Below are 18,212 nucleotides of genomic sequence, written 5' to 3'. Positions count from 1 at the left end.
TTCCTTGATTCAAAAACTGAGGCGCAGTGCCAGGGCGGACAATGTGGCGACGAGGATCGGCACGGTCAGCACGATCCCGGTCTTGAAGTAGTAACCCCAGCTGATCGTTATGTTTTTCCGGGCGAGCACGTGCAACCACAACAGAGTTGCCAAGCTCCCAATTGGGGTGATCTTCGGGCCCAGGTCGCAGCCGATGATGTTGGCGTAAACCATCGATTGCTGGACAACACCATCGACTTCGGCAGCATGAATGGATAAGGCGCCTACAAGAACGGTGGGCATGTTGTTCATGATCGAAGACAGCAACGCTGTCAGCAGCCCTGTACCAAGGGACGCGCCCCAAACTCCATAACCGGCGAACACGTTCAGGATCTGCGCGATGTGGTCGGTCAGGCCGGCGTTCTTCAGGCCATAAACAACCAGATACATACCCAAAGAAAAAATCACCACCTGCCATGGCGCCTCTTTGAGCACCTTGCTTGTGTTGATGGCGTGACCACGAGCCGCGATGACGTAAAGAATGAATGCACAGACCGCTGCAATGGCGCTGATTGGCACCCCCAGTGGCTCAATGACAAAGAAGCCGATCAGGAGTAGTGCCAACACCCACCAGCCAGCTACGAAAGTGGCCCGGTCGTGGATTGCCTCGTCCGGGTTGTCCAGTTGGTTGAGGTCATACGTCTTTGGTAAATCCTTGCGGAAAAACCACAACAGCATGGCTAACGTCGCCGCCACGCTGACGATGTTTACCGGCACCATGATCGATGCATATTCGTTGAAGCCGATATCGAAGTAGTCGGCAGAAACGATGTTGACCAGGTTGGAAACCACCAGCGGTAAGCTCGCCGTATCGGCGATAAAACCGGCTGCCATGACGAATGCCAAAGTAGCCGCAGGAGAAAAACGCAACGCCAACAACATCGCGATCACAATGGGTGTGAGGATCAATGCTGCTCCATCATTGGCGAACAGGGCCGACACCGCTGCGCCCAGCAGGACGATAAATGCGAACAGCTTGCGGGTGCTCCCGCCTCCCCATCGGGCGACATGCAGCGCAGCCCATTTGAAAAAGCCTGCCTCATCAAGCAACAGGCTAATAATAATCACCGCGATGAACGTTCCGGTAGCGTTCCAGACTATGCGCCAAACCTCTGGTATGTCGGCAAGGGTAACGACACCTGCCAGCAACGCCACGATGGCACCGAACATCGCACTCCAGCCAACCCCAAGCCCCTTGGGCTGCCAGATGACAAGGACGATGGTGGCGATAAAGATCAATACGGCAATCAGCATTTCATTAATCCGGTTGGGCGTGAATCAGCTACACACGGCTTGGTTGATCGGACGGTTGTTCATGCCGCAGAGGCGCTTAGCCTCGGTTTCCAGCCATTGCTGATTGGCGTCTACCACTTCCTTCAAAACTGCAGTCACCCACGTGGGCAAATCGGGATTCAGCCGGTAGTACACCCATTGGCCTTGGCGACGATCCAACAGCAAACCGGCAGAGCGCAGCAGCGCCAAATGACGAGAAATCTTCGGCTGACTCAGGTCGAGTGCTGCCGTTAGCTCGCAAACACACAGCTCACCTTCACTCACGACAAGCAGCGAAATTTTTGCTCGGGTGTCATCCGCCAGGCACTTGAATAAGGTGGTGGGGTTCATGGGTTCTGTCACAGATCCTCCAGGTGTTTGGTCTTGACCAAAACGAAGAGCTTGATGCGCTCGTGGATGTCGTGGAGCGTGTGGCGAAATTCGCCAGGATCATCGCTAGTTACTGGGTCAGGAAAATCCCAGGCAATGACTTCACCTTCATTGGGCATTGGTAGGCACTCGCTTGCGGATTTATCACAAAGAGTAATTACGTAATCGAATCGATCAGCTTGAAATTCGCTGATGGACTTGCTGCGCAGGCCCGTTGCATCGACTCCAACCGCCTCCAATGCTTGAGTCGTGCGCAGATCAACCTCAGACGGTTCAGACCCTGCGCTGAAGGCCTCGAAGTGCGGGTCGGTGGGGACGCAGCAAAGCCTCTGCAAGCTGGGAGCGGGCTGAGTTGGAAACGCACACGAAAAGCACTTTGATAGCAGGGGTCATGACTGACTCGATGCATATGGAAAAACGAATATACGATTTTGCAGATATTCGGTAAAGCGAATATGATGATTGCCGCTTAGCTTGATCCGTAGCAGTTCATGCAAAGCAGCACAAAGGAGATGAAAGGATGGAGGAGGAGATGATGATCCATGCAATGGAATTAGCCGGAGGGCAATGGCGGCGCTTTCTCGACGCTCTGGAATCTGCTGATCTTCCATCAGACGATATTGACCTTCCGAACCGAGCCTTTTTCGAATTCACACGGGATGGTGAGACTGTTGGATGGGGAGGGTTTGAAACGCATGGGGCAGATGGATTGCTGCGCTCCCTGGTCGTGGAGCCGGCGTACAGATCGAAAGGGGTTGGGGCTGAAGTGCTTCGAGTCATTGAAGCAATAGCTGCGAAGCAGGGAATCGCTCGATTTCATTTGCTGACAACAACTGCATCAGGCTTTTTTGAACAGCAGGGCTACGCGCTAAACCAGCGAGGCTCTGCGCCGCCTCTGATCTCACAGACGGAGCAGTTCAGGGGGCTTTGCCCTGGCTCGGCTTGCTACATGTGCAAGGCGTTACCACTCGTCAAAGGCTGACAGTCTGCCCAACCGATAGCCTGAGAGGCCAGATCGGAAAAATGTGGCAGTGAGGCTCGGCACACAGGATCACGAATCGTACAGCTTCTGGGATGGCGCCCCCCTCACTCGATAGAGCGCAACAACAGGCTAAATGGGAGGGCTCGTATGCCGTGGTCAAGCCGCATAAGCTCCTCATGAATAATTGTGAAACCCATAGGTGTGCACAGTACCCTGCAAGGTGTCTGACGGCCTACACCTACCGCAGATCCTACAAGCCATCGCTGCGCCTTCTTCCGACTTCCAAATACTTCAAGCGCGATCGAGAAAACATGCTCATAACGCGCATGAAAACATTGATACTTAGCACTCCAGCAGCCAGTTTGGGAACGAACGCATCGTTCGACAACTTTAAGCTCATTCATGCTTCAGCCTCTTGTGATACTGGTCTGGTCGTCTCGTACTCTATGCAGGGGGCCTCCACCCCACACAACGCCTTTAACCCTTAACGATTGTGCCGGACACCCATGATCTGCACGCATGCCTTCGAGGCTCACTCACCGTCCTAACTTGGCTGCCTTGATCGACGCCTGGGTCTGCAGGCGCGCTTTTAAGCATCGTTCTGGGCACTTAGCCTCTCCACCTACTGACCCGTTCGCACGTGTGGACAGGCCCAGCTCGTGGCGTGGCCCTGTAATTCAGGCACAACGCTTACCATCGAATTGAAGTTCTGCTCGCAGCTACCTATTACTCAACACTGACAGTGCGAAATGGGAAAGATTGGAAGCCCCGTCTCCATTCCTGCGCAACAGGTAACCCTTGATACCGATCTGGCCAGGCCCATCACGATCACACCTTTCTGAGTCGCCAATCATGACGATCCGCCTCTGACCGCTGAGCTCATTTTCTGGCCGGACATTAAGCAGATCGCAGGTGTGCTGGTAGATGGCGGCTTGCGGTTTCATAACACCAAGACGATAGCTGAAACCATAGGCCCCAAGGTGCGGGAAAATCCTTTCCACTACGGGGCCGTAGGCCATTGCCAGGTTTGAACATACGGCCAGTCTCACCCCTGCAGCTTGCAGTAGCCCAACGGCCTCAACCGCGTCTGGATAAGGCTGAATGCTTGCCAGCTCTTCCTCCAAGCATTGATCAAGAAATGCGAGTTGGGAGGGCGAGATCTTGATACCAAAGGCCAGCGCAGCCTCGCTTAGAGAAAGGCAACGGGTCATGATCGTTCGAATGTCATTAGCGCGAGGCAAGCGGCCTTGGCGTCGCCCCTCTCGAAGCAACTGTCGAAACGGATGTGTCGGCTGCTGTATCTCGACCAGCGTTCCGAAGGCGTCAAAGATAACGGCGTTGGTCTTCATCTGAGTTTCCTTCGCTGTTCAGCGTCCGCAAGACAGCCAGCCACTCTAACGAGAATCAAGTTCAACAACCAAAAAACCAAGCTACCGAAGAGTAACGCCAAATTTTGAAAATTCATCCACCAGCGTTTTTCGACCCAGCATTTTCGGAAGCTTGAAGACGTTCCTGTACCCATACCACAAAAACATAGGAATAATGACAAGCCCAACTCCAAAGGTTGCCGTTGCAGCAATAATCCCAGCTGGAACCGCTGCTAGCGAAATAACCACACCCTTTACCAAAGTCGACCTTGCAATAATTCGCAGATCATCCAAGTCGCACTCAACTTTCCCACCAGCCTTCTCAAAAGCGACAACAATTATCGATTTCTTTGAGGCATGCTTATAGTACCAAGTTCGCGGAACATCAGTCGCCAAAGCACCATGCTTCGCAAGGTACTTCAGCATCACAACCTCTTTGAAATAGAGAGTAGCGCCGTGCTCATCTTCATATCTAACACGTCGATAGAGAGCGTCTAGATCACCGCTCGCTTGAGCATCATAGTTCTTAACAGTCAATGTCAATTTCTTTAACTCGGACATGCTTCTTCCCTTAAACACACATTAACTATTAATGGATTAGATGACGGTGGGGCCTAATGAAGCAGGCTGAGACAGCGGCCTCGATGACGCGGGGGCACTCAAGCGGCGGCAGGCAATCGGCTGACCATGACGTAATGATCGTTGCCTGACACTGTCCGCAATAACGCCATGCCTTCAACCTCCGCTATCACTTCACTAGGTGGTGTGACAATTGTCATCCCATCAACCAGTTGCCCTGAAAGATCGCCATACACATACGCAACGAAACGATCGCCAACTTCAGCTGCATCTACCAGGTACGCGTCCACTAGTGCACCCCAATCATGGGCCTGCGCGATCGCCAACTTAGCTGACACCAGACTGGGCAGTCGTATTCCGCCCTCAGCCGTCCAGTCCTGGGAATTCAGACAACTCATGGATTCTCCATCACGTTCGAATTTGAAACCTACTCACTTACTGAAAAAGCTAAACGACGGCAGCCCAATCAGTCTTCATACACTGACAACTAGGTCTGGCCGAAAGCCAGTTTCTTCGGTGGGATAACCACGAGGATTACTCACAAACCGGACGCCATTAACAACCTCATCCACAGCTTCGTGGGTATGGCCAAAGATCCATAGATTGATCTTGAAATCCATCAGGCCATCCCAATTGTTTCCATAGGCTGCTCGCAAGTGAGGATCGGCTCCTTGGTCACTCACGAACTTCATAAGAGGCGGATGGTGAGTCACAACTACACGCTTACCGTTGAATGGCAGCGACAGCTGAGCCTCTAACCACTCCTTCGTCTCTCGATTTCTCGCGATCAGGTCGTCAGGGCGCAAACGCCGATACTGTTCACCGACACGGATAGCGCGAAAGTCATTCAGTGAGTCACGAGCACACCAAGAAGCAGCTACTGGGTCTCCGGTCGCGGCCAGGCTTGTCCAAGCCGTAGCACAGAGAAACTGCACATCACCGTACTCTAAAACCTGATTTTCCAAGACGTGGACGTGCGCCTCAGCAGCGTCAAGCAGCTTGCCGTGAGTTCGATCTATATTCCCGCTGTAGTGCTCATGATTGCCCATGGCGTAGACGACAGGCGTGCTGAAGGCCAGGCTGGCCCATCTGGCCCCCCTGGACTTCACGTGGATGTCGCCGGCTAATACGACCACGTCACAGTCCACCACAGGGGGGACGAAATCGGCGAACTCACAATGTAAATCAGACAGTATGTGAAGCTTCATCCCTAGCCTGCTGACGTCGACTTTCTAATAAATTGATCACTCCCTGGCCGGTCGCCCGGACGCGGCGAGGCTGTCATCTGTAGGCCCACGATAAACGATGAGCGCCATTATTGCCAGCTTTCGATATTTATCGACGCATGGCGCTGTGGCCCTATTCTTCGTTTTGAGCGCTCAGCATGCAGAACGAGATAGCAGCAATAGTCCGAGCTCTGCGCGACCTTAGAGGATCGGCCCAGGAGGAGCTCGCCGAGATCAGTTCCCAAGCCAATCTGTCGCGATTGGAGCAAGGGAAAACGCAGGTCTCTTTGGTCAAGCTGAGCAAGATCGCGCTGACCCTAGATTTCGACCTCGTGGCTCTGGTCGCACTGTGTCAGGCCCTCCAAGATGGGTCATCACCTATTAATGTCATGGCGAAGGCTTCGCAGGATTTGGAGGGCTTCATAGCCCTGGGAGGCTTGCAGGGCCTGAAGAGGCACTGGGACGCTGGTGAAGGGCTGGTAAAGCGCACGCGAGGCAAACCCAGCAGCCCAGATCGAATCCGAGCCGTGCTAGAGCTCAAGGCCAGTGGCATGTCGAAGGCGGAGGTGAGTCGAGCGCTGGGTTTGCCTGAAGCGACTGTCAGGCGTTACTGGCTCAAAGAACTGCCTGGCTAGAAAGGGAGTTGTGGGGTACGAGCAGAGAAGCTCTCCACTTGTCCGATTCGATTTAGCGCGGCGGCAGATCCGTGAAGCGCAGCCTGGGATAGATCCGCCTTTCCTCAGCGCATTTGGAAATCTGGAAGAACGCTGACAGCAGTGCATCTTCCGAAGGGCAGTGGCGGGTCATGACCTCGAACTCGTTGTAATCGAAGGCTAGGACGCGGACACCAACCTCATCCATGAACTTCAAAATCATGGTGCTGTATTCATCGTAGTTGTCGATAAAAAACTCTCTGACCACGACAACTCCCACCAGGGGTCGTGCAGCAAGATCAATGTCCAAGGGCGTGCCGTCCACAAGCGCCAAGGCTGGATTGCCTTCTCGCCTGATCGTTGAGACAGCACCGCGTAGTTGCTGAAGGCCGTTCTTCAACTGACCTGTAGCCTTCTTTCGCTTTCTCTCAAGCGTAGTGTTCAACGTCGCTGGGGTATTGGGACTGTCCTTCGCCTGCAGCAGTAAAGTCACTTCATCGCCCATTACCACTACGTCAGCCAGCTCCTCGCCATCGGAGACCTTCAAGGGGCCATGGATGATCCGCTCGGAGGTATATGCCCGCTGGAGCAGATAGATGATATCCAGTTCCTGAAACGTACCCGGCTCAGTGCGCTCCAACTGTGTATTGGAGAAGCCTTTGGAGCCTCGAAAGTCCTGGCGGGTAAGGTCGGTGATCAAATAGTCCGAAGGGAACAGATCCTCCTCTAGGAACACCGTTGTGGCACGAGCGTCGTCCTCATAGGTCGTAAGGCTGAACCATCTGTCCGCCTGCTCATACATCTTGGGCCAGTGATCTGCTCCAATGGGGCTGAGTGTACCGAGCTCCTTGCGGAGCTGACCAAGCTTCGCCTGGGCCTTACAACTGAACAGCTCACGGTTGTGCTCGTCGAAAAAGCACACACTGAACTCGTCAGGGAAGCTCTGCAGTGCCTCGGTGAGAGGGTCACCAGGAATGAGTGGGGTTTTGATCAATAGCGGGCTTTGTGGGTCATCAAAGCAGGCAGTGAGAAGCGTAAGTCCCGTCGTTTCGTCTGCCTTGTATGGCGCGAGGTAAAGCTTCAATTCACGCCGTTGCTGAGCGGCCAGGATCAGCTCTTTCCCTGCCTTGATTACCAGCACGGAGCCTTCAGGGCCTTCAACGATCCACAATCCACGGGCTAACACCGCGATTTGCTGAAGCGCTTGTGGCTTCATGATCGTGAGGTACATGTGAACTCCTTGGCGGTTGCCTGATTGCGTCCTGCATAAACTGAAGCCTACGCTGGAGGTCGCCCGAGAGATAGCAGCTCACTGGTACATCAAGATCGAAGTAGCCACTTGGAGCAGGCGTGCCCGGTTATGCCTACCTGAAGGATGTGTTGACGCGCCTGCCTACGCAGCGAGCTAGTGAGATTGGCTATCTCAATATTACAGAAATCAGCGTGGACGTCGCCGCAGCCATTGACGTCCATACCTAAGATGCTACGGCCCCTGAGTGCGGGCTCAAAACCGTGTCCATACCCCTCATTGATGACCTTTAGACGTTCAAAGTGATCCGCCGCGCCGGAAACTGCAGCCCCGAATTGATGATCGCGCTGCGCACCCGGTCCTTGCTCTCCTTCACCGCCGCTTCCGGCAGGCCGACCATGGTCAGCGACGGCAAACCATTGGCCAGGTGAACTTCGACGGTCACGGCAGGCGCATCCACGCCGATCTGGGCGCGGCTGTGGACGATGGAGAGGGACATGGTCGTTCCTTGAGCTAAACGAAAGGCCGCTTCCTGCGGGTGTTTTCAAGGGTAGCCGTGGGGTGGGGGTTTTCCAGGGTGGTGGTGAGGGGGAATGTTCGCAGGATGTTGCGGGTCGATATTGGAGTGATTCGTGGACGAAAAAAAACGCCCATCAGGCGATTTTTTTGGAAGAAGGCTCAGGCTCTCTTGCCTGCCATCAGGCCCGCAGGTTCAAGTTCTTTGCCGTAAGCACAAGCGACATCAAGAAACCGTCGTTGGTTGGCTGAGAGGCCGCCTCCGAGTCGGACGGCTTCATTGTGCAGCTCAACAATCTGTCGAAGCTGCTTCCATCGCCTTTTGAGTTTCATTAAGACCTGATTTGTTCTGGATAGCAGAAGCGATCATGTTTGGGCGACATTCGGAGGTATTGGGTGGCAGTTGTACGCAGGCTGGCGAACCGGAGCACAAGGAATCCGGCAGACCCGAAGGTCCCCCACGCACAACCGCCATGATTCGAAACCCGGGAGAAAACCCGTCTTCGGACGATCGTGGTGCACCTTGAGCTTCCAGGTCGCCAAACCCAGTGCTGAAACATTCAGCATTGGGAGAGCTTATAAATCGGACTGTCTGGGGGCAATCAGACGGGGGACGAGATTTGTGTAGGACGTTGCCTGGATGTTTGCGGGGGCAAAGATCGGGTGGGTGGGACGTCCTACAGATGGGGCTGAAGGTCGTTTCGACCTTCATCGCGGGCGAGCCCGCTCCTACAGGGGGAGGGCGTTATTCGCTGGGTGGGTTCAGCTTGGCTTCCAGTTCGGCGACTTTGGCTTCCAGGCTTTCCAGGCGGGCGCGGGTGCGGGCGAGGACGACCATCTGGCTGTCGAATTCTTCGCGGCTCACCAGGTCCAGTTTGCTGAAGGCGCTTTGCAGCAGCATCTTGAACTGGCTTTCGATTTCACTTTTCGGCAGCGGGGTGTCGCCGCTGAAGAGGCGGGAGGCGGTGCCGGTCAGGGCGTCGAGGAAGTCTTTGGGCGCGAGCATGGTGGATGTCCTGAAGTCGAGGCCGGCAGTGTATCACGCAGCGTGTCGGGCCTTTTCCGGGCACTGGCCCTGCACGCTTTTCGCGCATCCGGATGGACGGCGTCGCACCGTTGTTGTGCGTAACGGCCGGGCCATTTCGGCGCAAGGCCCTGCTGGCGCGGGCAAGCGCTTGAATTCTGGAGTTTTTGCCGAGATGGCAAGCTTTCTGCTTAGTCGGTAGTAACCCATGCACTGATGCAGTCGCTGTGACGAATGCAGTGCGCCAAGCGGAACGGGGGAAGTGTTTCGCGCGGAGCGGTTAGCTGGCGTCGGGCGGGCAGGTTAAGGCCGACGATGCGTTACAAAGCCAGGCACTGCGCTTAGACTTGAGACGGGTTTGTTTTCCTGGGGCAAGTCCACCAATTCGGGAGAGAGTTTTCATGAAGCTAGTCACTGCCATCATCAAGCCGTTCAAGTTGGACGACGTGCGCGAGTCGTTGTCCGAAATCGGCGTGCAGGGCATTACCGTCACTGAAGTCAAAGGCTTCGGTCGGCAGAAGGGTCACACCGAGCTGTATCGCGGCGCGGAGTATGTGGTCGATTTCCTGCCAAAGGTGAAGATTGATGTCGCCATCGACGACAAGGATCTCGACCGGGTTATCGAGGCGATAACCAAGGCGGCCAACACCGGCAAGATTGGTGACGGCAAGATCTTCGTGGTGAATCTGGAACAGGCGATTCGCATCCGTACCGGCGAAACCGATACCGACGCAATCTAAGCCGCCCCAAACCCAACGCCCCAGGAGAAAACAATATGACTCTGCGTAAATTCGCAGGGCTAGGAGCCCTGTTGTCCATCGTAATGCCAAGCCTGGCCATGGCGGCAGACGAAGTGGCAGCCCCAGTCCTCAATTCCGGCGACACCGCCTGGATGCTGACCGCCACAGCCCTTGTGCTGTTCATGACCATTCCCGGCCTCGCGCTGTTCTACGGTGGCATGGTTCGTTCGAAAAACATTCTTTCCGTCATGATGCAGTGCTTCGCCATCACCGGCCTGATCAGCGTCCTGTGGGTCATTTTTGGCTACAGCCTGGCGTTCGACACCACCGGCATGGAGCAAGGCGTCGTCAACTTCAATTCCTTCGTCGGCGGTCTGGGCAAGGCCTTCCTCGTCGGCGTAACGCCAGACAGCATCACCGGCCCGGCGGCGCTGTTCCCTGAAGCGGTGTTCATCACCTTCCAGATGACCTTCGCCATCATCACCCCGGCGCTGATCGTCGGTGCCTTCGCCGAGCGCATGAAGTTCTCCGCGATGCTGGTGTTCATGGGTATCTGGTTCACCCTGGTCTATGCACCGATTGCGCACATGGTCTGGTCCGGCAACGGCGGCCTGATGTGGGACTGGGGCGTGCTCGATTTCGCGGGTGGCACCGTAGTGCACATCAACGCCGGTATCGCAGGCCTGGTGGCGTGCATCGTGCTCGGCAAGCGCAAAGGCTTCCCGACCACTCCGATGGCCCCGCATAACCTGGGTTACACGCTGATGGGCGCGGCGATGCTGTGGATCGGCTGGTTCGGTTTCAACGCCGGTTCCGCCGCAGCGGCCAACGGCACCGCCGGCATGGCGATGCTGGTGACCCAGGTCGCTACCGCCGCCGCTGCACTGGGCTGGATGTTCGCCGAGTGGATCACCCACGGCAAACCAAGTGCACTGGGTATCGCCTCGGGTGTGGTTGCCGGCCTGGTGGCGATCACCCCGGCCGCTGGCACCGTGGGCCCGATGGGCGCCCTGGTGATCGGCCTGGCGGCAGGTGTGGTGTGCTTCTTCTGCGCCACCACCCTGAAACGCAAACTCGGTTATGACGACTCCCTGGACGCCTTCGGCGTGCACGGCATCGGCGGTATCCTCGGCGCGATCCTCACCGGTGTGTTCGCTGCTCCGTCGCTGGGTGGCTTCGGCACCGTCACCGACATCGCCGCACAAGTGTGGATCCAGTGCAAAGGCGTCGGCTTCACCGTTATCTACACCGCGATTGTCACCTACGTCATCCTCAAGGTGCTGGACGCGGTCATGGGCTTGCGTGTCACCGAAGAAGAAGAGGCAGTGGGTATCGACCTGGCCCTTCACAACGAGCGCGGCTACAACCTGTAAGACGCGCGCAACAAAAAACTGCCCGGTTCGCCGGGCATTTTTTTGCCCGGGATTTGTCATTGAAGAAACTGCTGAAAGGTTTTTTCGTACACGTTTGATGGTGTTTGCGGCGGGTGTTTTTTTGCGGTCAATCACTTACGTGATCGAAGGCGTATCAGGGCCTTTGTTTTTTTCCAGAGCGCGCTAGAATGCGCCCCGAACGTGCGGAGAACTGTATGTGGCAACAGACTCTGATTACCCTGCGGGCCAGGCCCCGGGGCTTTCATCTGGTAACGGACGAGTTACTCGCCGGCCTGCCTGAACTCAAGGCATGTCGGGTCGGTCTGTTGCATTTGTGGCTGCAGCATACCTCGGCGTCGTTGACCATCAACGAGAACGCCGATCCGGCGGTACGTCGCGACTTCGAACGATTTTTCAATCGTCTGATCCCACAAGGCACAGACGGCTATGAGCATAACGACGAAGGCCTGGACGACCTCCCGGCGCACTTCAAGGCCAGCGTACTTGGCTGTCAGCTCTCTTTGCCGGTTTCGGCAGGCAGGCTGGCGCTGGGGACCTGGCAAGGCGTTTATCTGGGCGAGCACCGTGATCATGGCGGTGCTCGTAAAGTCCTCGCCACCTTGTACGGTGAAGGGGCATAAACCGCTGGTCACCAGCGGTTACTGAATTTTTCCAGCAGCCGTCGACAGGCGGCTAAGCTGGACTATAACTAACCTGCTTTTCGCAAGTCATGAGGTAGAACATGAGCGACGATGATCTGGAAAACGACGACCTCGAAGTAGGCGACGAAGACGAAACCGAAGAAGGTCTGGAAGCAGCGGCGGACGACGTCGCTGAAGACGACGGCGGCGATGCGCCGGCCCCTACTGCCAAAGGCAAGGCCAAGGCTGCGGTGTCGGTCGATGAGCTGCCGAGCGTGGAAGCCAAGAACAAGGAGCGCGATGCCCTGGCCAAGGCCATGGAAGAGTTCCTGGCGCGCGGTGGCAAGGTGCAGGAAGTGGAGGCCAATGTGGTCGCCGATCCGCCCAAGAAGCCCGACAATAAGTACGGCAGCCGGCCTATCTGATCGCCTGCCCTTGCTTGCTGAAAAAGCCCGCCGTCGCTGCGGGCTTTTTCATGGGCGGACAAAAACCCAATTGGCTGGAGACTTCCCTTTGTGGGAGCGAGCCTGCTCGCGATGGCGGCGGGTCAGTCAATATCTTCATCGACTGATGCGCCGTCATCGCGAGCAGGCTCGCTCCCACAGGGGGCACAGGGGCCACAGGTGTGTCAGGCGTGGGTCTTGTTCCAAACCGCCAACAACGCCGGCAGCTCGGTCAGGCTGCGGATCTCGGCATCCGGCAGGCGCTCAGCCTCCCAGACCTTGCCGGCCGGGTTGAACCAGATCGCCCGCAGCCCCGCCTGTTGCGCCCCGGCGATGTCGTCTCCGGGATGGTCGCCGATGTGCACCGCCGTCTCGGCCGTGGCCTCGCCGCGGTGCAGGGCTTCATGGAACAGGCGCGCATCCGGCTTGGCGACGCCGATGTCTTCGGCGCACAGGGCGAACTTGAAGTAGTCCGCCAGCCCCAGCCTGCGCACGTCGGCGTTGCCATTGGTGACCACGCCCAGGGCGTAGTGATTGGCGAGGATTTCCAGGGTCGGCTGCACGTCCGGGAAGATGTCCAGCTGATGCCGTGCGTGCAGGAATACTTCAAAGCTCTGGTCCGCCAGGTCGGACGCCTCGCCGTGCGGGTAACCCGCCTCTTGCAGCGCATGGAACAGCACGCGCCGACGCAACGCGCTGATGCGGTGCTTGAGCTCCGGCTCTGCGCTCAGGACGCGTTCGCGAATCTCCCACAAATGTTCGACCGGCAGCGCCCCCAGGTTCGGTGCGTTCAGGCTCAGCCACTCACGCAACACGGCTTCGGCAGTGACGATGACCGGGGCGGTGTCCCACAGGGTGTCGTCGAGGTCGAAGGTGATCAACTGGATAGTCATGAATCATCGCCCTTAATGCGTTTGGCCCGTGGATGGGCACTGTCGTAGACCGTCGCCAGGTGCTGGAAGTCCAGGTGGGTGTAGATCTGGGTGGTCTTGATGTCCGAGTGGCCGAGCAGCTCCTGCACGGCGCGCAGGTCCTGGGACGATTCGAGCAAGTGGCTGGCAAAGGAATGCCGCAGCATGTGCGGGTGCAGGTTTTGCCCCAGCTCGCGCTCGCCCGCCGCCTTGATGCGCACCTGCACCGCCCGTGGTCCGAGGCGTCGGCCTTGCTGGCTGATGAACACGGCGTCGTCCGCCGGGTTGGCCATGGCGCGTAATGGCAGCCACAACTCCAGCGCTTCGCGGGCCTTCTGGCCCACGGGCAGCAGGCGGGTCTTGCTGCCTTTGCCCAGCACCTGGACCATGCCGTCCGCCAGGTCCAGTTGGTCGAGGTTGAGTCCGGTCAGTTCCGACAGGCGCAGCCCCGAGGAGTAGAACAGCTCCAGGATCGCCTGGTCGCGGCGCGCGAGAAAATCATCCTCCACGGCGCCTTCCAGCAGTTGCAGCGCGCGGTCGGTGTCGAGAGTCTTGGGCAGGCGGCGCTCACCCTTGGGCGGCGCCAGGCCGTTGGCCGGATCGTGGTCGCACAGGCCTTCGCGGTTCAGGTAGTGGTAGAGCCCGCGCACTGCCGAGAGCAGGCGCGCCAGGCTGCGCGACGATTGGCCCTGGGCGTGCAGGCGGGCGATCAGGCTGCGCAGGCGCTGGATGTCCAGCGCAGCCCAGCTGCCGATGTTCTGCTTGATGCAGTAGCCCAGCACCTTGTCGAGGTCGCGGCGATAGGCCGACAGGGTGTGGGGCGACACCTGCCGCTCACTGCGCAGGTGTTCGCAGTAAGCGTCCAGTTGCCGTTCCACGATCAGCGTACCGAGCGCAGGGGATTGTTGACCCGTGGCAGCACGCGACCCATGACTTCGGCGATGTAGCTCAGGAACAGGGTGCCGACCGAGCTCTTGTAGTGCTGCGGATCACGGCTGGCGATGGCCAGGATGCCGTGGATGCCCTGGTGACTGATGGCGACGACGGCGGTAGAGCCGATCTGCTTGCGCTGTTCTTCGCCGAACAGGAAGTCCAGTTCATGCTCGCGCAGACTGCCGCTGACACTCTTGTCTTCCGAGAGCAGGCCGCCGATGGCGGTCTGTGCGTCGGCATGGGTCACCCAGCGGCCGACCGGCATCGGGTTGTCGCCCAGCAGGATCAGGCTGACAAACGGTACCTGGAAGTCCTGGCGCAGGCTGTCTTCGACGCACATCACCACGTCTTCCAGGCTGGCGGCATCCATCAGCGCGAGGATCAGGCGACGGGTCTTGTCGAACAGCCGGTCGTTGTCCCGGGCCACGTCCATCAAATGCGAAAGACGATGGCGCAACTCGATGTTGCGGTCGCGCAGGATGGTCATCTGCCGCTCGACCAGCGAGATGGTGTCGCCACGCCGGTGCGGGATGCGCAGCGACGGCAACAGTTCTTCGTGCTCGACGAAAAAGTCCGGGTGCGCCTCCAGGTACGCGGCAATAGCCGCCGCCTCGAGGCTTTCGGCAGGGGACTCGTCGGATGGTCGGGCGGGAACCTGAGGCTTGTCGGTCATGGTTTTAGCTCGCTCAAAGACGCACTTGTCCTTCGTAGACTCGCACTGCCGGGCCGGTCATCAGCACCGGTTGGCCTGGGCCTGCCCATTCGATGGACAGACGCCCGCCGGGCAGGTCGATCAACAGCGGCGAATCCATCCACCCCTGGCTGATGGCCGCTACTGCGGCCGCGCAAGCGCCGGTGCCGCAGGCCTGGGTTTCCCCGGCACCGCGCTCCCAGACGCGCAACTGCGCGCGGTTACGGTCGATGACCTGGAGGAAACCGACATTGACCCGTGCCGGAAAGCGCGGGTGATGTTCGATTTTCGGCCCCAGCTCATGCACCGGTGCGTTGTTGATGTCGTTGACCCGCAGCACGGCGTGGGGGTTGCCCATCGACACGGCAGCCAGTTCCACGGCCTGGCCATCGACGTCCAGCGCATAGCTGGATGCCTGGGTGTCGGCGACGAACGGGATGTCTGCCGGCACCAGGCGCGGTGCGCCCATGTCGACGCTGATCTGGCCGTCGTTGCGTACATCCAGCTCGATGATGCCGCTTTTGGTCTCGACGCGAATCTGCCGCTTGGCGGTCAGGCGCTTGTCGATGACAAAGCGGGCGAAGCAGCGCGCGCCGTTGCCGCACTGTTCCACTTCGGAGCCGTCGGAGTTGAAGATCCGGTAACGGAAATCCACGTCCGGGTTGCTCGGCGCCTCGACGATCAGCAGCTGGTCGAAACCGATGCCGGTGTGCCGATCACCCCATTGCTTGGCGTGCTTGGGCAGGATGTGCGCGTGCTGGCTGACCAGGTCGAGAACCATGAAGTCATTGCCCAGGCCGTGCATCTTGGTAAAACGCAGCAGCATGGTTTTACTCCGGCAGCAGGCTTTCGCCAGCGAACAACTCGGCTACCGTTTCACGGCGACGCACTTCGAAGGCCTGGTCACCGTCCACCAACACTTCGGCGGTACGCCCGCGGGTGTTGTAGTTGGAACTCATGACAAACCCGTAGGCACCGGCCGAATGCACGGCCAGCAGATCGCCTTCTTCCAGGGCCAGTTCACGTTCCTTGGCCAGGAAGTCGCCGGTCTCGCAGATCGGCCCGACGACGTCGTAGGTGCGCGCAGCGGTATCGCGAGGGCGTACGGCGGTGACGTTCATCCACGCCTGGTACAGCGCCGGGCGGATCAGGTCGTTCATGGCCGCGTCGACGATGGCGAAATCTTTGTGCTCGGTGTGCTTGAGGTACTCGACCTGAGTCAGCAGCACGCCGGCGTTGGCGACGATGAAGCGGCCCGGTTCGAACACCAGCGCCAGGTCGCGACCGTCCAGGCGTTCGCGCACGGCCTTGATGTAGTCGGCCACCAGTGGCGGCTCTTCATCGCGATAACGCACACCCACGCCACCACCGAGGTCGATGTGGCGCAGGTAGATGCCGCAGTCGCCCAGGCGATCGACCAGGCCCAGCAGGCGGTCGAGGGCGTCGAGGAACGGTGGCAGGCTGGTCAGTTGCGAACCGATGTGGCAATCGACACCGACCACTTCCAGGTTGGGCAACTGTGCGGCGCGGATGTACACGTCCTCGGCGTCGGCGATGGCGATGCCGAACTTGTTTTCCTTCAGACCGGTGGAAATGTACGGGTGGGTGCCGGCATCGACGTCCGGGTTCACGCGCAGCGAGATCGGTGCACGAACGCCCAGTTCGGCGGCGACCACTTGCAGGCGTTCCAGCTCATCGGTGGATTCGACGTTGAAGCAGTGAACGCCGACTTCCAGGGCGCGACGCATGTCGTCACGGGTCTTGCCGACGCCGGAGAACACGATCTTGTCGGCGCTGCCGCCAGCGGCGAGTACCCGTTCCAGTTCACCGCGCGAAACGATGTCGAAACCGGCGCCAAGACGGGCCAGGACATTCAGTACGCCCAGGTTGGAGTTGGCCTTGACCGCGAAGCAGACCAGGTGCGGCACGCCTTCCAGCGCATCGGCATAGGCCAGGTACTGGGCTTCGATGTGGGCGCGGGAGTAGACGTAAGTCGGCGTGCCAAAGCGTTCGGCGATGGCGGACAGGGCAACCCCTTCCGCGAACAGCTCCCCGCCACGGTAGTTAAAAGCGTCCATGGCGTTCCCTTATTGGTAGACGTCGTGCTTGTGTGCCTTGGAAGGCTGCTTCTGCGAGGACTGGGCCTGCTCGGCCGGGTCCTGGTTCTCGTCTGGCAGGTACAGCGGGCCTTTTTGACCGCAGGCCGACACAAGGCAAGCAAAAGCGACGATCGAAGTGAGCGCAGCAAAGGAAGAGATCAGGCGCTTCATGGCGAAATCCTTGAAAATGCATTAATTGCGCCGGAGTATACCGGCCACCCGGCAGATTGCCTATGCAACGGGCTTCCCGTCCGGCGGGGGCTGGTCTATACCAATTTTCTCCTGTGGGGCTTGCTCTCATAACAACTGTCACCTTGGCTGTTTTTTTTGCAATCGAGGAGGCTCGCCCGTATCTTGCGGCGCTTGAGTCTGATCAGACACTTTTTGAGGTTGCCGTAATGAGTTTGTCCGAAGCGCGTTTCCACGATCTGGTCGATGCCACCCAGCAAACCCTGGAAGACATCTTTGACGACAGCGATATGGATATCGACCTGGAGAGCTCGGCCGGTGTGCTGACCGTCAAGTTCGAAAACGGCAGCCAGCTGATCTTCAGCCGCCAGGAACCCCTGCGTCAGCTGTGGCTGGCCGCCGTGTCGGGTGGTTTCCACTTCGACTATGACGAAGAAAGCGAGCGCTGGATGTGCGACAAAAGCGAAGAGCAACTGGGCGAAATGCTCGAGCGCATCGTCCTGCAGCAGGCCGGCGCCGAGTTCGACTTCGAAGGTCTGTGAGGTCGTGACCCAGCCCGCACCGGTCCGGCCGCCCAAGCCGCTCTACAGCAATGTCAGTCCGGCCGTGCCTTCGCCGTGCAGCGGCGTGTGCCGGCTGGATGAGCAGAAAGTCTGCCGCGGCTGTTTCCGCCATGTCGAAGACATCCGCGAATGGCGTTCGGCCGACGACGCCCGCCGCCGGGTCATCTGTGAGCAGGCCGCACAGCGCAAGCAGCCTGCACCGGACTCCTGTGGGAGCGAGCCTGCTCGCGATGGTTTCAAGCAAAACACGTAGTATCTGCATGCCTGCGTTGTCCGGACGGCCATCGCGAGCAGGCTCGCTCCCACAGAAATCGCCAGCCAAGGGACAAGAC

General features: G+C 58.5%; 23 protein-coding genes and 2 pseudogenes. 8 read left to right on the top strand and 17 right to left on the bottom strand.

Annotated features, from left to right (window positions below):
- Positions 1 to 9: 9 nt before the first annotated feature.
- From ABVN20_RS12995 to ABVN20_RS12985, 3 genes and pseudogenes are all read right to left on the bottom strand, one after another.
- On the bottom strand, positions 10 to 1,293 hold the full coding sequence (locus ABVN20_RS12995) for an arsenic transporter (RefSeq protein WP_368556068.1): 1,284 nt from the start codon (positions 1,291 to 1,293) through the stop codon (positions 10 to 12).
- Between the two features lie 24 nt (positions 1,294 to 1,317).
- Entirely contained in the window at positions 1,318 to 1,662 is a 345-nt protein-coding gene (locus ABVN20_RS12990; RefSeq protein ID WP_368556067.1) for a metalloregulator ArsR/SmtB family transcription factor, read from the bottom strand.
- 8 nt (positions 1,663 to 1,670) lie between these two features.
- A pseudogene (locus ABVN20_RS12985) lies at positions 1,671 to 2,094 on the bottom strand (arsenate reductase ArsC).
- Between the two features lie 127 nt (positions 2,095 to 2,221).
- On the opposite strand from ABVN20_RS12985, the gene arsN2 reads away from it, so the two are divergent.
- Complete coding sequence (gene arsN2, locus ABVN20_RS12980) at positions 2,222 to 2,683, top strand: arsenic resistance N-acetyltransferase ArsN2 (protein ID WP_368556066.1); 462 nt, start codon at positions 2,222 to 2,224, stop codon at positions 2,681 to 2,683.
- 104 nt (positions 2,684 to 2,787) lie between these two features.
- Here the strand turns inward: arsN2 and ABVN20_RS12975 are convergent, their stop codons facing one another.
- The 5 genes from ABVN20_RS12975 to ABVN20_RS12955 all read right to left on the bottom strand — a co-directional run bounded on the left by ABVN20_RS12975 (position 2,788) and on the right by ABVN20_RS12955 (position 5,837).
- Positions 2,788 to 3,087 carry an antitoxin Xre/MbcA/ParS toxin-binding domain-containing protein gene (locus tag ABVN20_RS12975; protein WP_368556064.1) on the bottom strand — a complete coding sequence of 100 codons (300 nt, stop codon included), beginning with the start codon at positions 3,085 to 3,087 and terminating at the stop codon, positions 2,788 to 2,790.
- A gap of 315 nt (positions 3,088 to 3,402) precedes the next feature.
- Positions 3,403 to 4,032, bottom strand: a complete 630-nt coding sequence (locus tag ABVN20_RS12970) for an HAD family hydrolase (RefSeq protein ID WP_368556063.1) — start codon at positions 4,030 to 4,032, stop codon at positions 3,403 to 3,405.
- Positions 4,033 to 4,113: 81 nt separating this feature from the next.
- On the bottom strand, positions 4,114 to 4,611 hold the full coding sequence (locus tag ABVN20_RS12965) for a hypothetical protein (protein WP_175385222.1): 498 nt from the start codon (positions 4,609 to 4,611) through the stop codon (positions 4,114 to 4,116).
- A gap of 98 nt (positions 4,612 to 4,709) precedes the next feature.
- Complete coding sequence (locus ABVN20_RS12960; RefSeq protein WP_033901845.1) at positions 4,710 to 5,027, bottom strand: hypothetical protein; 318 nt, start codon at positions 5,025 to 5,027, stop codon at positions 4,710 to 4,712.
- A 75-nt stretch (positions 5,028 to 5,102) separates the two neighbouring features.
- Entirely contained in the window at positions 5,103 to 5,837 is a 735-nt protein-coding gene (locus tag ABVN20_RS12955) for a metallophosphoesterase (RefSeq protein WP_368556061.1), read from the bottom strand.
- Between the two features lie 176 nt (positions 5,838 to 6,013).
- Between ABVN20_RS12955 and ABVN20_RS12950 the strand changes: the two genes are divergently transcribed.
- Positions 6,014 to 6,490, top strand: a complete 477-nt coding sequence (locus ABVN20_RS12950; protein WP_368556060.1) for a helix-turn-helix domain-containing protein — start codon at positions 6,014 to 6,016, stop codon at positions 6,488 to 6,490.
- A gap of 52 nt (positions 6,491 to 6,542) precedes the next feature.
- Here ABVN20_RS12950 and ABVN20_RS12945 read toward each other — a convergent pair whose 3' ends face one another.
- The 3 genes and pseudogenes from ABVN20_RS12945 to ABVN20_RS12935 form a co-directional block, all read right to left on the bottom strand.
- On the bottom strand, positions 6,543 to 7,739 hold the full coding sequence (locus ABVN20_RS12945) for a hypothetical protein (RefSeq protein ID WP_368556059.1): 1,197 nt from the start codon (positions 7,737 to 7,739) through the stop codon (positions 6,543 to 6,545).
- 310 nt (positions 7,740 to 8,049) lie between these two features.
- Positions 8,050 to 8,256: pseudogene (locus ABVN20_RS12940) on the bottom strand (magnesium chelatase domain-containing protein); the annotation flags it as partial.
- 762 nt (positions 8,257 to 9,018) lie between these two features.
- On the bottom strand, positions 9,019 to 9,279 hold the full coding sequence (locus ABVN20_RS12935) for an accessory factor UbiK family protein (protein ID WP_368556058.1): 261 nt from the start codon (positions 9,277 to 9,279) through the stop codon (positions 9,019 to 9,021).
- A gap of 419 nt (positions 9,280 to 9,698) precedes the next feature.
- On the opposite strand from ABVN20_RS12935, the gene glnK reads away from it, so the two are divergent.
- From glnK to sutA, 4 genes are all read left to right on the top strand, one after another.
- Positions 9,699 to 10,037, top strand: a complete 339-nt coding sequence (gene glnK / locus ABVN20_RS12930) for a P-II family nitrogen regulator (protein WP_002555808.1) — start codon at positions 9,699 to 9,701, stop codon at positions 10,035 to 10,037.
- A gap of 35 nt (positions 10,038 to 10,072) precedes the next feature.
- Positions 10,073 to 11,410, top strand: a complete 1,338-nt coding sequence (locus ABVN20_RS12925; protein WP_368556057.1) for an ammonium transporter — start codon at positions 10,073 to 10,075, stop codon at positions 11,408 to 11,410.
- Between the two features lie 215 nt (positions 11,411 to 11,625).
- Positions 11,626 to 12,051: a secondary thiamine-phosphate synthase enzyme YjbQ gene (locus ABVN20_RS12920; RefSeq protein ID WP_368556055.1), complete on the top strand. Its 426-nt coding sequence runs from the start codon at positions 11,626 to 11,628 to the stop codon at positions 12,049 to 12,051.
- 101 nt (positions 12,052 to 12,152) lie between these two features.
- Entirely contained in the window at positions 12,153 to 12,476 is a 324-nt protein-coding gene (gene sutA, locus ABVN20_RS12915; protein ID WP_368556054.1) for a transcriptional regulator SutA, read from the top strand.
- 203 nt (positions 12,477 to 12,679) lie between these two features.
- Here sutA and ABVN20_RS12910 read toward each other — a convergent pair whose 3' ends face one another.
- Genes ABVN20_RS12910 through ABVN20_RS12885 form a run of 6 tightly spaced genes read right to left on the bottom strand, consistent with a single transcriptional unit; the run spans position 12,680 to position 17,299 of the window.
- Positions 12,680 to 13,387 (bottom strand): HAD family hydrolase, encoded by a 708-nt coding sequence (locus ABVN20_RS12910; RefSeq protein ID WP_368556053.1) that lies wholly within the window; start codon positions 13,385 to 13,387, stop codon positions 12,680 to 12,682.
- On the bottom strand, positions 13,384 to 14,283 hold the full coding sequence (xerC, locus tag ABVN20_RS12905) for a tyrosine recombinase XerC (protein ID WP_368556051.1): 900 nt from the start codon (positions 14,281 to 14,283) through the stop codon (positions 13,384 to 13,386). Before xerC ends, ABVN20_RS12910 begins: the two co-directional genes overlap by 4 nt.
- A 2-nt stretch (positions 14,284 to 14,285) precedes the next feature.
- On the bottom strand, positions 14,286 to 15,011 hold the full coding sequence (locus tag ABVN20_RS12900; protein WP_368556050.1) for a DUF484 family protein: 726 nt from the start codon (positions 15,009 to 15,011) through the stop codon (positions 14,286 to 14,288).
- A gap of 13 nt (positions 15,012 to 15,024) precedes the next feature.
- Positions 15,025 to 15,855, bottom strand: a complete 831-nt coding sequence (dapF, locus tag ABVN20_RS12895; RefSeq protein ID WP_368556048.1) for a diaminopimelate epimerase — start codon at positions 15,853 to 15,855, stop codon at positions 15,025 to 15,027.
- 4 nt (positions 15,856 to 15,859) lie between these two features.
- Positions 15,860 to 17,107 (bottom strand): diaminopimelate decarboxylase, encoded by a 1,248-nt coding sequence (lysA, locus tag ABVN20_RS12890; RefSeq protein ID WP_368556047.1) that lies wholly within the window; start codon positions 17,105 to 17,107, stop codon positions 15,860 to 15,862.
- A gap of 9 nt (positions 17,108 to 17,116) precedes the next feature.
- Positions 17,117 to 17,299: a lipoprotein gene (locus ABVN20_RS12885; protein WP_368556046.1), complete on the bottom strand. Its 183-nt coding sequence runs from the start codon at positions 17,297 to 17,299 to the stop codon at positions 17,117 to 17,119.
- Between the two features lie 227 nt (positions 17,300 to 17,526).
- On the opposite strand from ABVN20_RS12885, the gene cyaY reads away from it, so the two are divergent.
- Together cyaY and ABVN20_RS12875 are read left to right on the top strand one after the other, a co-directional pair.
- Positions 17,527 to 17,859 (top strand): iron donor protein CyaY, encoded by a 333-nt coding sequence (gene cyaY / locus ABVN20_RS12880; RefSeq protein WP_368556045.1) that lies wholly within the window; start codon positions 17,527 to 17,529, stop codon positions 17,857 to 17,859.
- Between the two features lie 4 nt (positions 17,860 to 17,863).
- On the top strand, positions 17,864 to 18,133 hold the full coding sequence (locus ABVN20_RS12875) for a DUF1289 domain-containing protein (protein ID WP_368556044.1): 270 nt from the start codon (positions 17,864 to 17,866) through the stop codon (positions 18,131 to 18,133).
- The last annotated feature ends 79 nt before the right edge of the window (positions 18,134 to 18,212 follow it).

Source organism: Pseudomonas sp. MYb118, assembly GCF_040947875.1.
Classification (GTDB): Bacteria; Pseudomonadota; Gammaproteobacteria; order Pseudomonadales; family Pseudomonadaceae; genus Aquipseudomonas.
This window is presented reverse-complemented; position numbering and strand designations above follow the sequence as displayed.

What these genes read in the sequence shown, in the direction of transcription:
- ABVN20_RS12990 (WP_368556067.1), bottom strand. Translation starts at nt 1,662, where the DNA reads ATGAACCCCACCACCTTATTCAAGTGCCTGGCGGATGACACCCGAGCA.
- ABVN20_RS12935 (WP_368556058.1), bottom strand. Translation starts at nt 9,279, where the DNA reads ATGCTCGCGCCCAAAGACTTCCTCGACGCCCTGACCGGCACCGCCTCC.
- ABVN20_RS12965 (WP_175385222.1), bottom strand. Translation starts at nt 4,611, where the DNA reads ATGTCCGAGTTAAAGAAATTGACATTGACTGTTAAGAACTATGATGCT.
- ABVN20_RS12945 (WP_368556059.1), bottom strand. Translation starts at nt 7,739, where the DNA reads ATGTACCTCACGATCATGAAGCCACAAGCGCTTCAGCAAATCGCGGTG.
- ABVN20_RS12950 (WP_368556060.1), top strand. Translation starts at nt 6,014, where the DNA reads ATGCAGAACGAGATAGCAGCAATAGTCCGAGCTCTGCGCGACCTTAGA.
- cyaY (WP_368556045.1), top strand. Translation starts at nt 17,527, where the DNA reads ATGAGTTTGTCCGAAGCGCGTTTCCACGATCTGGTCGATGCCACCCAG.
- sutA (WP_368556054.1), top strand. Translation starts at nt 12,153, where the DNA reads ATGAGCGACGATGATCTGGAAAACGACGACCTCGAAGTAGGCGACGAA.
- dapF (WP_368556048.1), bottom strand. Translation starts at nt 15,855, where the DNA reads ATGCTGCTGCGTTTTACCAAGATGCACGGCCTGGGCAATGACTTCATG.
- glnK (WP_002555808.1), top strand. Translation starts at nt 9,699, where the DNA reads ATGAAGCTAGTCACTGCCATCATCAAGCCGTTCAAGTTGGACGACGTG.
- lysA (WP_368556047.1), bottom strand. Translation starts at nt 17,107, where the DNA reads ATGGACGCTTTTAACTACCGTGGCGGGGAGCTGTTCGCGGAAGGGGTT.
- ABVN20_RS12955 (WP_368556061.1), bottom strand. Translation starts at nt 5,837, where the DNA reads ATGAAGCTTCACATACTGTCTGATTTACATTGTGAGTTCGCCGATTTC.
- ABVN20_RS12900 (WP_368556050.1), bottom strand. Translation starts at nt 15,011, where the DNA reads ATGACCGACAAGCCTCAGGTTCCCGCCCGACCATCCGACGAGTCCCCT.
- ABVN20_RS12970 (WP_368556063.1), bottom strand. Translation starts at nt 4,032, where the DNA reads ATGAAGACCAACGCCGTTATCTTTGACGCCTTCGGAACGCTGGTCGAG.
- ABVN20_RS12960 (WP_033901845.1), bottom strand. Translation starts at nt 5,027, where the DNA reads ATGAGTTGTCTGAATTCCCAGGACTGGACGGCTGAGGGCGGAATACGA.
- ABVN20_RS12885 (WP_368556046.1), bottom strand. Translation starts at nt 17,299, where the DNA reads ATGAAGCGCCTGATCTCTTCCTTTGCTGCGCTCACTTCGATCGTCGCT.
- ABVN20_RS12910 (WP_368556053.1), bottom strand. Translation starts at nt 13,387, where the DNA reads ATGACTATCCAGTTGATCACCTTCGACCTCGACGACACCCTGTGGGAC.
- ABVN20_RS12995 (WP_368556068.1), bottom strand. Translation starts at nt 1,293, where the DNA reads ATGCTGATTGCCGTATTGATCTTTATCGCCACCATCGTCCTTGTCATC.
- arsN2 (WP_368556066.1), top strand. Translation starts at nt 2,222, where the DNA reads ATGGAGGAGGAGATGATGATCCATGCAATGGAATTAGCCGGAGGGCAA.
- ABVN20_RS12925 (WP_368556057.1), top strand. Translation starts at nt 10,073, where the DNA reads ATGACTCTGCGTAAATTCGCAGGGCTAGGAGCCCTGTTGTCCATCGTA.
- ABVN20_RS12920 (WP_368556055.1), top strand. Translation starts at nt 11,626, where the DNA reads ATGTGGCAACAGACTCTGATTACCCTGCGGGCCAGGCCCCGGGGCTTT.
- ABVN20_RS12975 (WP_368556064.1), bottom strand. Translation starts at nt 3,087, where the DNA reads ATGAATGAGCTTAAAGTTGTCGAACGATGCGTTCGTTCCCAAACTGGC.